The organism is Streptomyces lusitanus (assembly GCF_042647945.1).
Classification (GTDB): domain Bacteria; phylum Actinomycetota; class Actinomycetes; order Streptomycetales; family Streptomycetaceae; genus Streptomyces; species Streptomyces pseudogriseolus.
This window is the reverse complement of record NZ_JBHRWL010000011.1, coordinates 506,108-518,203: the sequence shown is the minus strand read 5'-3', so window position 1 is coordinate 518,203 and position 12,096 is coordinate 506,108. Positions and strand designations below refer to the sequence as shown.

Genomic DNA, 12,096 nt, shown 5'->3' with positions numbered 1-12,096 from the left:
TACCGCTCGGCGGGCCAAGCGAGGGGCCGCGGGGGCTCTGGTTCCCGGGGTCGGGGGTGATCGTTGTCACGAGGTGGTTCCTGGTGGCTCGGTGCTCGGTACGGGGCTCGGTACGCGGTCAGGGCTCGAAGGTGACCGGCAGGGCGGCGGGGGCGGCGCCGGTGGGCGGCACCTGGAGGGTCTTCAGGGAGAACTCCATGACCTGCTTGAAGACGGGTCCGCAGATCTGGCCGCCGAAGTAGCTGCCCCGGGTGGCGTTCTGGATGACGCAGTAGACGGTGATCCTGGGCTTGTCGGCGGGCGCGAACCCGGCGAAGGACGAGGTGTAGCCGTGGTACTTGCCGGTGGCCGGATCCACGCGGTTCGCCGTACCGGTCTTGCCCGCGACCCGGTAGCCCGGAATGCGCGCCTTGGTGCCGGTGCCCTCCTCGTCGTCGACGACCGACTCCAGCATCTGGGCGAGGGTCTTCGCCGTCTTCTCGCTCACCACCCGGGTCCGCTCGGGCTTCGGGGCGGGCGTGAAGCGTCCGTCGGGTCCCTTGGAGCCGCGGACGAGGGTGGGCTCGACGCGGACGCCGCCGTTGGCGATGGTCGAGTAGACGGAGGCGGCCTGCATCGCGTTGACGGAGACGCCCTGGCCGAAAGGAATCGTGTACTGCTGCGAGGTGGACCACTGGTCCGGCGGGGCCAGGATGCCCTTGGTCTCGCCCGGGAAGTCCAGCCCGGTGTGGCTGCCGAGGCCGAACCTGCGCAGGTAGTCGTACAGCACCTTGTTGGCCTGCGACTGCGTCTTGCCGAGCTGGCCGGTGGCGAGGATGGTGCCGATGTTGCTGGACTTGGCGAGGACGCCGTTGAGCGTCAGGTACCAGGTCGGGTGGTCGATGTCGTCCTTGAACAGCCGGTCGCCGCGGTGCAGCCGGTTGGGCACCACCACATGGGTGCCGGGGGTGGCGGCGTTCTCCTCCAGCACGGCCGCCATGGACAGCACCTTGGCCGTGGAGCCCGGCTCGAAGGCGTCCTGGACGGCCGCGTTGCCGAGCGTCCGGGGGTCGGCCTCGGAGAGATCGTTGGGGTCGAACCCGGGGGCGTTGGCCATCGCCAGGACCTCGCCGGTGCGGGTGTCCTGCACGATGACGTAGCCGCGGTCGGCCGCGGACTCCTCCACCTGCTCGCTGATGGCGTTCTGCGCCGCCCACTGGATGTCGCGGTCGATGGTGAGCTCGATGTCGTCGCCGGGCACGGCCGGGGTCTCCGTGGAACCCGCGGTGGGCACCAGACGCCCGCCGGACTGGGCGTAGCGGATCTTGCCCTCCTCGCCGGCGAGGCGCTCGTCCAGCTGGAGCTCTACGCCGCCGCTGCCCTTGCCCTCGGCGTTGACCCAGCCCAGTATCCCGGCGGCGAGCTCGTTGTTCGGGTACACGCGCTTGCTGGTGGGCACGGAGAAGACGCCCGCCAGCACGTTCACGGTGGACCTGTCGGTCTCGGCCTTGGTGGCCAGGGCGGCCTTGAGGTCCTTGATCTGCGTCCACACCTGCGGGGTCTGCCGGCCGGCCAGCTTCACGTAGCGCAGCGCCGGGTTGTCCGGCCGCAGCTTGCGGACCAGGTCCTCCTGGTCCGCGCCGAGGATCGGGGCGAGCAGCGCCGCGGCCTGCTCGGGCCCGTCGTCGATCTTCAGCTCGTCCGGGGCGAACATCGTGGGGTCGGCGGTGATGTCGTAGGCGTCCTCGCTGGTGGCGAGGGCCACGCCGTTGCGGTCGGTGATCTCGCCGCGTTCGGCGGCCAGCACCTGGCCCACGTAACGGTTGCGCTCGGCCTTGCCCGCGTAGGTGCTCGCGTCGACGGCCTGGACCTGCACCAGGCGGACGACGAAGGCGAGCATGACGAGGGTCAGGCCCACGCCGACCAGGCGCAGCCGGGGGCGCGGGCTGCCCAGCCGGATGGTCTTCGGGGCCCCGGGGCGCGGTCCGCCGGGCCGGCGGGCGGGGCGGGCGCCGGGGCCGGTGCGGCCGGGAACGGGCCGGGCGGGTCCGGGCACCCGGCGGCGGGGCGGTTGCCTGTCGGACACTTCCGTCACCTGCCGGGGGTCGAGGCGTGCGGGGAACGTGGGGCGGACTCCGACGACGGCGGCGGGGCGGTCGCCGCGGCCAGTGCCTCGGGCGCGAGGACCAGAGGGGCGCGGGCGGCGGAGGCCTCGCCGGGGACGCCCTTGACCTTGCCGTCGGGGCCGAGGAAGGCGGGGCCGCCGCCGGGCACCATGCCGAGTTCGCGGGCGCGGCGCTGGAGGGCGTCGGGGGCGGAGTAGGCGTCGATGTCGCGGCGCAGGGCCTGCTCCTCGTCCGTGAGCTCCTTGGTCTCCCGCTGGAGGTCGTCGAGGCGGAACGCGCCCTCGCTGAGCGCGGAGTTCAGCACCAGCAGGCCGATCAGGCCGCCGCCGAGGAGCACGACCACGAGGAGCACGAAGGGGGTACGGGCCGCCTGGGCGCGTCCGGTGGGCAGGAGGTGCGCGAGCCGGGCCGCCCTCCCCCGCAGCTCGGGCCGCCCCTTCAGTTCGGGTTTCCTGGTCACTCACGCTCCCCTGAGTCCGCTCGTCCCGCCCGTTCGCCCGGCCGTCGCCCGCTCCGGGGCCGGCCCGTGCCTCACCGCGGCCGCCTCACTCGACGTCCTCCCGGATGCGCTCGGCGCCGCGCAGCCGCGCGGGGGCCGCGCGGCGGTTCTCGGCGATCTCCTCCTCGGTGGGAAGTTCGGCACCGCGCGTGAGCAGCTTGAGCCGCGGCTGGTACTGCTCGGGGACGACCGGGAGGCCGGGCGGGGCGGTGGTGGCGGCACCCGCCGCGAACACCTGTTTGACCAGCCGGTCCTCCAGGGAGTGGTACGACAGCACGGCGATGCGGCCGCCCACGTCCAGCGCCTTCACGGCGGCCGGGATCGCCCGCTCCAGCACCGACAGCTCGCCGTTGACCTCGATCCTGAGGGCCTGGAAGGTGCGCTTGGCCGGGTTGCCGCCGGTGCGCTTGGCGGCCTGGGGCAGCGCGTCGCGGATCAGCTCGACCAGGCGGGCGCTGTTGGTGAACGGCTCCTTCTCGCGTTCGCGCACGATCGCGGAGACGATCCGCTTGGCCTGCTTCTCCTCGCCGTAGGCGCGCAGGATGCGGACCAGCTCGCCGGGCGGGTAGGTGTTGAGGACCTCGGCGGCGCTGACGCCGGTCGTCTGGTCCATGCGCATGTCGAGGGGGGCGTCCTGGGCGTAGGCGAAGCCCCGGTCCGCCTCGTCGAGCTGCATCGAGGACACCCCGAGGTCGAACAGGACGCCCTGGACGCGCGGGACGCCGAGCCGGCCGAGGACGTCGGGGAGCTCGTCGTAGACGGCGTGCACCAGGGTGGCCCGGTCACCGAAGGCGGCGAGCCGTTCGCCGGACAGGCGCAGCGCCTCCTTGTCGCGGTCCAGGGCGACGAGCCGGGCGTCGGGGAAGCGGGTGAGCAGCGCCTCGCTGTGGCCGCCGAGGCCGAGCGTGCAGTCGACGACCACCGCGCCGGGCCGCTCCAGGGCGGGCGCCAACAGGTCCAGGCACCGACGGAGCATCACCGGGACGTGCCGGCTCTGCCCCTCCGGTCGCCCGTCACCGCCCTCGTGCGGAAGCGCTTCGCGCCCTTTCACTTCGGCCCTCTCAGATCCGGCGTGACGCTCACGCACCGCCGGTTCCCCGCCCTCCCCGGTGAGGGGGCGGCCGGCGCCGGAGGCGTCGGCCGGGCGGCGGCGGGAGAAGGCCGAGCCGTACGTACGCGCCGCGCACGCGGGAGATCCCTGGTCGTCGCCGGGGGATCCGGGGAAGTCGTCGCAGCGGGGGGTCTCACCTCCCGCTTCGCGTCACTTTAGTCCACGGCCCGGCCCGGTCAATCAACCGGACTGCGCGTCGCGGCCCGCGCGGGTCAAGAGGCGGATCGGGCACATCACCCGTAGGCAGGGGGTCACACCACTCCTGTGGGTTACCTCACACCAAACGCGGCTGACGTTCTTTGTCCCCTCTCACAACGGGCTCGACGCCCTCGTGACCAGTACCGTCAGGAGTATGACGACTTCTGCATCCGTGCCCGCGAGCCCCGGAAACGCCTCCGCCGGCTCCGGCACCGTGACCGACCGTCTGGTCGAAGCCAACGAACGTTACGCGTCCGCCTTCACCGACCCGGGCATGGACGCGAGCCCGGTGCTCCACGTCGCCGTCGTGGCGTGCATGGACGCCCGTCTCGACCTGCACGACGCGCTGGGCCTGTCGCTGGGCGACTGTCACACCATCCGCAACGCCGGCGGTGTGGTCACCGACGACGTGATCCGCTCGCTGACCATCAGCCAGCGGGCGCTGGGCACCCGCAGCGTCGTCCTCATCCACCACACCAACTGCGGTCTCGAGTCCCTCACCGAGGACTTCCGGCACGACCTCGAGATGGAGGTGGGACAGCGCCCGGCGTGGGCCGTCGAGGCCTTCCGGGACGTGGACCAGGACGTGCGCCAGTCGATGCAGCGGGTGCGGACCTCGCCGTTCCTGCTGCACACCGACGACGTGCGCGGGTTCGTCTTCGACGTGAAGACGGGTCTGCTGCGCGAGGTCGACCCCGCCTGACGGCGGCCCCGCCTCACCGGGCAGCCCGTCGCGGGCCGGCCGCACCCGGAGAGCCGTCGAACGTCGTAAGAGCTGACATATCGCTGTCAGTTGTCCACAGGCGAGTGACACGAATCGGTAACGGCGGCAAGAATGCGGAAGTGGTGTCACGCGGAACTGTTCCCGCGTGGTGCCCGTGATTCGGGGTGGGCCGGTCCGCTGGGCACGGGATCGGCCGGCACATTTTGGGGAACGCCCCGCTCATCGCGGAGCGGGGAAAGGCCGAGGAGGGCCGGGTGACGACCTATGACGATCGTGCGAGCCATGGGGGCGCCCCCGACCGGGCATACGGGACGGTCGGGGAGGACCTGACCGCCGTCGTGGAGCGCGTGCGCGGTTCGGTGGAAGGCGTGATCGAGGGGAAGCCCGAGGTCGTACGGCTCTCGCTGACCGTGCTGCTCGCCGAGGGACATCTGCTCATCGAGGACGTCCCGGGAGTCGGCAAGACGATGCTGGCGAAGGCACTGGCGCGGTCGATCGACTGCTCGGTGCGGCGCATCCAGTTCACACCGGACCTGCTGCCCTCGGACATCACCGGTGTGTCCATCTGGGACCAGCAGCGCCGTGACTTCGAGTTCAAGCCGGGCGCCATCTTCGCGCAGATCGTCATCGGCGACGAGATCAACCGCGCCTCGCCGAAGACGCAGTCCGCGCTGCTGGAGTCGATGGAGGAGCGCCAGGTCACCATCGACGGCAAGACCTACGAACTGCCCAGCCCCTTCATGGTGGTGGCGACGCAGAACCCGGTCGAGATGGAGGGCACCTACCCGCTGCCGGAGGCCCAGCGCGACCGCTTCATGGCCCGCGTCTCCGTCGGCTACCCGAGCGCGGAGGCCGAGCTGCAGATGCTCGACGTGCACGGCGGCGTCTCCCCGCTGGAGGACCTCCAGCCGGTGGCGCACGCGCACGACATCGTGAAGCTCATCGAGGCGGTGCGCGGCGTGTACGTGGCCGAGCCGATCCGGCGGTACGCGGTCGACCTGGTCGCCGCCACCCGCACGCACCCCGACCTGAGACTCGGCGCGTCGCCGCGAGCGACGCTGCATCTGCTGCGGGCGACGAAGGCGGCGGCGGCCCTGGCGGGCCGTGACTACGCGCTGCCGGACGACGTGCAGGCGCTCGCCGTCGCGGTGCTCGCCCACCGTCTGCTGCCCACCGCCCAGGCCCAGCTCAACCGCCGCACCGCCGAGCAGGTGGTGCAGGAGATCCTCCAGCGCACCACGGTGCCCGCGGCGGCAGGACAGCCCGCCGGGTTCGGCCTGGGCCGCGGAGGCTACGGCCAGCAGCCGCCCCGGAGGCTGTGATGAGCACCGCCGGCGCGGTCCACGCCGACGACGACCGGGGCGACCGGAGCGGGCTGAGGACCGCCCTGGCGGGGCTCACCACCCGGGGGCGTTCCTTCCTGGCGGCCGGGATCGCGGCCGCGGTCTGCGCGTACGTGCTCGGGCAGAGCGACCTTCTGCGGGTCGGCCTGCTGCTCGCGGCGCTGCCGCTGGTGTGCGCGGCCGTGCTGCACCGCACCCGCTACCGGGTCGCGGGCAGCCGCCGGCTCTCCCCCGGCCGGGTGCCGGCGGGCGCCGAGGCCCGCGTGCACCTGCGCATGGACAACGTCTCCCGGATGCCCACGGGCCTGCTGATGCTCCAGGACCGGGTGCCCTACGTGCTCGGCCCGCGCCCCCGGTTCGTGCTGGACCGGATGGAGGCGGGCGCGCGCCGTGAGGTGTCCTACCGGGTCCGCTCCGACCTGCGCGGACGCTACCCGCTGGGCCCGCTCCAGCTGCGGCTGTCCGACCCGTTCGGGATGTGCGAGCTGAACCGCTCGTTCTCCTCGTACGACACGCTGACGGTGACGCCCCGGGTGGAGGCGCTGCCGCCGGTGCGGCTGAGCGGCGAGGCCAAGGGGTACGGCGACGGGCTCCAGCGCTCGCTGGCGCTGGCCGGCGAGGACGACGTGATCCCGCGCGGCTACCGCTACGGCGACGACCTGCGCCGCGTCCACTGGCGCTCCACCGCCCGCTACGGCGAGCTGATGGTGCGCCGCGAGGAGCAGCCGCAGCGCGCCCGCTGCACGGTGCTGCTCGACACGCGTGCCATCGCCTACGACGGCGCCGGTCCTGACTCGCCCTTCGAGTGGGCGGTGTCGGGCGCGGCGTCGGTGCTGGTGCACATGCTGGAGCGGGGCTTCTCGGTGCGGCTGCTGACGGACACCGGCGACTCGGTGCCCGGCGAGGGCGCCGACGGCTTCTCCGGGGTGCACCAGGAGTCGGCGGACGCGGCCGGGCTGATGATGGACACGCTGGCCGTGGTGGACCACTCCGACGAGGAGGGCCTGTCCCGCGCCTACGACGTGCTGCGCTCCGGGGGCGAGGGGCTGCTGGTGGCGTTCCTCGGTGACACGGACGACGAGCAGACCGCGGTGCTGGCCCGGATGCGGCAGCGCACCGGCGGCGCCGTCGCGTTCCTGCTGGACAGCGACGACTGGCTGCGGGAGCCGGCCGACCCGCCGGGCGACGCGGAGCCGGGCGAGGAGCGGCTGCGGATGCTGCGCGAGGCGGGCTGGACGGCCGTGGCGGTACCGCGGGGCGCCTCGCTGGAGCAGCTGTGGCGGCAGGCGGACCGAGAGCGCTCGGGCCTGGTGGCGGCGAGCGGTGGGGAGGGACCGTGATCAGCTCACTGGCCAGGCTCACGGTGCGCGCCTGGGCGGCCTCCCTGCTGGCGGCCTGCGCCCTGCTGCCGCTGGTGGAGTCGACCGTCTGGCTCCTCCAGGCGGCGCTGCTGCTCGGCGTGCAGGCGGGCGTGGGCGCGGCGGCGCGGCGGGTGCCGCTGGCGCGGCCGCTGACGGTGGCGGCGCAGGTCGTCGTCACGCTGATGATGCTGACGCTGATGTTCGCGCGGGAGAACGCGATCGCCGGGCTGATACCCGGCCCGGACGCGCTGCGCGTCTTCGGGCAGCTGCTGGAGCAGGGCGGCCAGGACGTCAACCGGTACGCGATACCGGCGCCGCTGAGCGACGGCATCCAGCTGATGCTGGTCGGCGGGGTGCTGGTCATCGGCCTGCTGGTGGACGTGCTCGCGGTGACCTTCCGCAGCGCGGCCCCGGCCGGGCTGCCGCTGCTCGCCCTGTACTCGGTGGCCGCGGGCCTGACGGACAACGGCATCGAGTGGCTGTGGTTCCTGCTGGCCGCGGCCGGCTATCTGATGCTGCTGCTCGCCGAGGGCCGGGACCGGCTCTCGCAGTGGGGGCGGGTGTTCGCCGGGCCGGCCCGCGGCCGGGTCCGTCAGACACCGGACGCGCCGTCGCCGGCGCCCGCGCGGTTCGGTCACCGGATCGGGGCGGTGGCGCTGGGCTTCGCCCTGGTGGTGCCGCTGGCGCTGCCCGCGATGAACGGCGGCCTGCTGGACCCGAACGGCCGGGGCGTGGGCGCGGGGGTCGGCGGGGGCGGCACGATCTCCGCGGTGAACCCGCTGGTGTCGCTGCGGGACTCGCTGAACAACGACGACGACCGCGCGGTGTTCTCGGTGCGCACCGAGATGGAGAACACCTCGGACCTGTACCTGCGCATCGTGTCCCTGGACGACTTCGACGGCACCACGTGGAAGCCGTCGAAGCGGGCGATCACCCAGGTGCCCGAGGGCTTCCCGGCACCGGCGGGGCTCGGCTCCGACGTGGAGTTCACGGAGGTCGGCACGTCGGTCTCGGTCGCGGAGTGGTACGGCCAGACCTGGCTGCCGATGCCGTACCCGCCGAGCCGGGTGAGCGTGCGGGGCGACTGGCGCTACGAGCCCGTCGGCATGACGCTGGTCGGCGACCACGGGCAGGACACCCGCGGTCTGACGTACGAGGTGCGCAGCCTCGACGTGCGGCCCACGGCGGAGCAGCTGGCCGGGGCCCCGGAGCCGCCGGCCGACCTGGTGCGCGAGTACACCGAGCTGCCCGACTCGCTGCCCTCCGTGATCCACGAGACCGCCCGTGAGGTGACCGCCGGCGCGCAGAGCGACTACGACCGCGCGGTCATGCTCCAGGACTGGTTCACGCTGAGCGGCGGCTTCCAGTACGACACCCAGGTCGACGTCGGCAGCGGCTCGCAGGCGATCGCCCGCTTCCTCAAGGACAAGCGGGGCTTCTGCGTGCACTACTCCTTCGCGATGGCGTCCATGGCGCGGTCGCTGGGCATCCCGGCGCGGATCGCGGTGGGCTTCGCGCCGGGCACCCCGCAGGCCGACGGCACGATCTCGGTCGCGATGCGGGACGCGCACGCCTGGCCGGAGCTGTACTTCGAGGGGGCGGGCTGGACGCGGTTCGAGCCGACCCCGACCCGGGGCTCGACGCCGGACTACACCGTGCCGGACGTCGAGGACAACGGGCCGGCGGATCCGGCCCGGCCGTCGCAGGCCGTGCCCTCGGACCCGGAGGACACGCCGTCGCAGAGCACGGACTGCCGGGCGGACGGCAGCGACCCGGGGTCCTGCGAGAGCGAGTCTCCGCAGGCGGCCCTGCCGGTGGACGACGACGGTCCGAAGTGGCACGTGGTGCTGCTGTGGGCCCTGGCCGGGCTGCTGGTGCTGGCGCTGCCGCTGTCGCCGCTGTTGTGGCGGACGCGGACGCGGGCGGTGCGGCTCGGCGGTCACGGCCGTGCGGAGGAGGACGTCGCCCCGTACGTGCTGGCCGCCTGGGAGGAGCTGACGGACACGGCCTGGGACCACGGGATCGTGCCGGACGAGTCGCTGACCCCGCGCGGGGCGGCCGACCGCATCGTGCGGACGGGCGGGCTCGACGGGGACGCGGCGGCGGCGGTGCGGCGGCTGGCGGGGGCGGTGGAGCAGGTGCTGTACGCGCCGCGGCCGCGGCCGGCCGTGGGGCTGGCGGAGGATGTGCGGCGCGCGTCGGGGGCGTTGCGGGACTCGGCGTCCCGCGGGGCCCGGCTGCGGGCGCTGCTCGCGCCGCGGTCGGCCGTGCGGGTGGTGTGGGCGGTGTCCGACCGCTGGGCGGCCCTGCGGGACCGGTTGGCCGCCCTGCGCCCGGACTGGCATCTGCCTACGCGCCAGCGCGGCTGAGGTCTCGTCGGCGGCCCCGGGCCGTCAGGTGCTGTTCGCGCAGTTCCCCGCGCCCCTTCAGGGGCGCGGGGAACTGCGCGAGCAACCACTACGCACCGCCCGCGGGTACGACTCAGGGGCGCCCACCCCGTAGGTGAACGCCCCTGAACCAGAAGATCACGTAGGCCTCAGTGGCCGCCGCCCTGCTCGTCCCGGCGCCGCTGCCACCGCTCCTCGATGCGGTCCATCATCGAGCGCCGCGCTCTGCCCTGGCGGCCCGCCCGCGGCGCGGCCCCCGCACCGGCGGCCTGCTCACCCGGCTTGGGCGCCTTGCGCCACCCGGTCACCGCGAGTACGGCGCACCCCAGCATCACGAGGAAGCCCACGACGCTGAGCCACACCTGCTGGGCGACCATACCGGCCATGAGGAGCGCAATACCTACGAGGAAGCCCGCGACCGCCTGGTAGACCCGTCGCCGGGTGTACGTACGCAGCCCGCTTCCCTCGAGCGCCGTCGCGAACTTGGGATCTTCGGCGTACAGCGCTCGCTCCATTTGCTCGAGCATGCGCTGCTCGTGCTCCGAGAGCGGCACGGAGTCCTCCTCATCGTGCAGTCGCCGGGGCGACCCGGGGGGTCCCTTCAGGATAGGCAGGGAATCGCCCCCGTGAAACCCGCCCCTCTGCGCCAATTGCCGACCGGAGTCCGCCATCACGCACCGGTCCGCTGAGGCTGTCATTCCCCGGCGGCCGACCCGTCATGCCGGGCGGTCTCCCTCGATCATACGGCTCCGAGCCGCCATTCGGGGGGCCTGTGGCACAGTCCATGCGCCCCGGGGCCGCCGCACGCGCCGCTGATCAGCGCCGTGTCACGGGCGGCCGCTCACGCCCCGTCGGTCCCGCCCGCCTCACCGAGCACATGAAGCTGCGTGGCCACCGAGTGGAAGGCGGCGAGCTCGGCCGCGGCGGCCTCCAGCTTCAGCAGGGCCTCCATCGCCCCGGGCTCGGTGTCGACGAGCACGCCGGGGACGAGGTCGGAGAAGACGCGGACGCCGTGCACCGCGACGGCCTCCAGGCCCGCGCCGCGCACCAGCGCGGTGAGCTGGTCGGCGGTGAAGCGGCGCGGCACGGGGTCGCCGTCGCCCCATCGGCCGTTCGGGTCGCCGAGGGCCTGCCGGGCCTCCGTGAAGTGGCCGGCCAGGGCGCGGGCGAGCACCGCGCCGCCCAGGCCCGCGGCGAGCAGGCTGAGGACCCCGCCGGGGCGCAGGGCGGCCACCGTGTTGCGCACGCCCTCCGCCGGGTCGTCGACGTACTCCAGGACGCCGTGGCAGAGGACGACGTCGTAGCCGCCGCGCTCGGCGACGTCGAACAGGCCGCGGGCGTCGCCCTGGACGCCCCGCACCCGGTCCGCGACGCCCTCCTCGGCGGCGCGGCGCTCCAGGGCGAACAGGGCGTTGGGGCTGGGGTCGACGACCGTCACCCGGTGTCCGAGCCGGGCCAGGGGCACCGCGAAGTTGCCGCTGCCGCCGCCGGTGTCGAGGACGTCCAGGGCCTGCCGTCCTGTGGCCTTGACCCTGCGTTCCAGGGCGGCCTGGAGGACGTCCCAGACAACGGCGGTACGGAGAGCGGCGCGGGGGCGCATCGGGTCCGACACGGTGGTGACTCCTCGGCGGGGCACCGCCTGGGGTGGGGCGGGGCGATCGGGTTTCAGGCGCTGTCCACCCTATGGCCTGCGCGGCGGCCCGCCGTCACCCGGTGGGCTCCCGGTCAGCCCGCGTCGGGCAGGCCGCCGCGCGGGCCGGGGTCGGGGCCGGCGTCCCGGTCGGGGCGGGGCTGGGGCAGCACCGGCTGGAGCACCAGCATCCGCTCCACCAGGCGCAGGAACATGGCCACGTCCCGGATCAGGTCGTCGGCGTCCCGCACGGTCGCCGCGCCCTGGATGCCCGCCTCGGCCCGGGCACGGCGCCGGGCGCCCGAGGCGAACAGGGCGCTCCACTCGGCGAGTTCGGGCGCGATCTCGGGGAGCACCTCCCAGGCGCTTCGTATCTTCGCCCGGGCACGGGGCGAGGTCTCGGGCCTGCCCCGGGCGGCGAGCACGGCGGCGGCGGTGCGCAGGGCGGCCAGGTGGGCCGTCGCGTAGCGCTCGTTGGGGGTGTCGAGGACGGCGGCCTCGTCGAGTCCGGCGCGGGCCTGGGCGAGCAGGTCGAGGGCGGCGGGCGGGGCCGCGGCGCGGCGCAGCACCGGGTGGATGTCGCTCGCCGGGCCGTTGTGCAGTGAGGGGGCAGGGCCGGATGCGCGGCGCCGACGGGCGGCGGCTGCGGACGAGTGGGCCATGACGAACCTCCTGTCGTCTTCGTGACGGCATGCCATGAGGCACGTGCCGTATGTGCACATCGTGCGGTATGGCACT

At 74.1% G+C, this 12,096-nt stretch carries 10 protein-coding genes; 4 read left to right on the top strand and 6 right to left on the bottom strand.

Translation table 11 applies throughout. The annotated features are described in order from the left end of the window. Positions 1-118: 118 nt before the first annotated feature. The 3 genes from ACFOSY_RS20325 to rsmH all read right to left on the bottom strand — a co-directional run bounded on the left by ACFOSY_RS20325 (position 119) and on the right by rsmH (position 3,655). Entirely contained in the window at positions 119-2,065 is a 1,947-nt protein-coding gene (locus ACFOSY_RS20325) for a peptidoglycan D,D-transpeptidase FtsI family protein (protein WP_394308853.1), read from the bottom strand. A gap of 5 nt (positions 2,066-2,070) precedes the next feature. After that, on the bottom strand, positions 2,071-2,565 hold the full coding sequence (locus tag ACFOSY_RS20320) for a hypothetical protein (protein WP_394308852.1): 495 nt from the start codon (positions 2,563-2,565) through the stop codon (positions 2,071-2,073). Between the two features lie 85 nt (positions 2,566-2,650). Then, a complete protein-coding gene (gene rsmH, locus ACFOSY_RS20315) occupies positions 2,651-3,655 on the bottom strand; it encodes a 16S rRNA (cytosine(1402)-N(4))-methyltransferase RsmH (protein WP_394308850.1) in 1,005 nt (334 codons plus the stop codon). A gap of 412 nt (positions 3,656-4,067) precedes the next feature. Here rsmH and ACFOSY_RS20310 point away from each other — a divergent pair, with 412 nt between their 5' ends. From ACFOSY_RS20310 to ACFOSY_RS20295, 4 genes are all read left to right on the top strand, one after another. Then, positions 4,068-4,616 carry a beta-class carbonic anhydrase gene (locus ACFOSY_RS20310; RefSeq protein ID WP_394308848.1) on the top strand — a complete coding sequence of 183 codons (549 nt, stop codon included), beginning with the start codon at positions 4,068-4,070 and terminating at the stop codon, positions 4,614-4,616. A 275-nt stretch (positions 4,617-4,891) separates the two neighbouring features. Next, the gene (locus ACFOSY_RS20305) at positions 4,892-5,959 is read left to right on the top strand and encodes an AAA family ATPase (protein ID WP_394308846.1); all 1,068 of its coding nucleotides are present in this window, start codon (positions 4,892-4,894) and stop codon (positions 5,957-5,959) included. Further along, entirely contained in the window at positions 5,959-7,320 is a 1,362-nt protein-coding gene (locus ACFOSY_RS20300) for a DUF58 domain-containing protein (RefSeq protein WP_394308845.1), read from the top strand. The genes ACFOSY_RS20305 and ACFOSY_RS20300 overlap by 1 nt, the downstream gene beginning before the upstream one ends. Then, positions 7,317-9,710 carry a transglutaminase TgpA family protein gene (locus tag ACFOSY_RS20295; protein WP_394308843.1) on the top strand — a complete coding sequence of 798 codons (2,394 nt, stop codon included), beginning with the start codon at positions 7,317-7,319 and terminating at the stop codon, positions 9,708-9,710. The genes ACFOSY_RS20300 and ACFOSY_RS20295 overlap by 4 nt, the downstream gene beginning before the upstream one ends. A 167-nt stretch (positions 9,711-9,877) precedes the next feature. Here ACFOSY_RS20295 and ACFOSY_RS20290 read toward each other — a convergent pair whose 3' ends face one another. The 3 genes from ACFOSY_RS20290 to ACFOSY_RS20280 form a co-directional block, all read right to left on the bottom strand. Then, on the bottom strand, positions 9,878-10,282 hold the full coding sequence (locus ACFOSY_RS20290) for a DUF3040 domain-containing protein (protein WP_006131276.1): 405 nt from the start codon (positions 10,280-10,282) through the stop codon (positions 9,878-9,880). 287 nt (positions 10,283-10,569) lie between these two features. Continuing rightward, a complete protein-coding gene (locus ACFOSY_RS20285; protein ID WP_394308840.1) occupies positions 10,570-11,340 on the bottom strand; it encodes a methyltransferase in 771 nt (256 codons plus the stop codon). A gap of 113 nt (positions 11,341-11,453) precedes the next feature. Then, positions 11,454-12,020 carry an SAV_6107 family HEPN domain-containing protein gene (locus ACFOSY_RS20280; RefSeq protein ID WP_394308838.1) on the bottom strand — a complete coding sequence of 189 codons (567 nt, stop codon included), beginning with the start codon at positions 12,018-12,020 and terminating at the stop codon, positions 11,454-11,456. Positions 12,021-12,096: the final 76 nt, after the last annotated feature.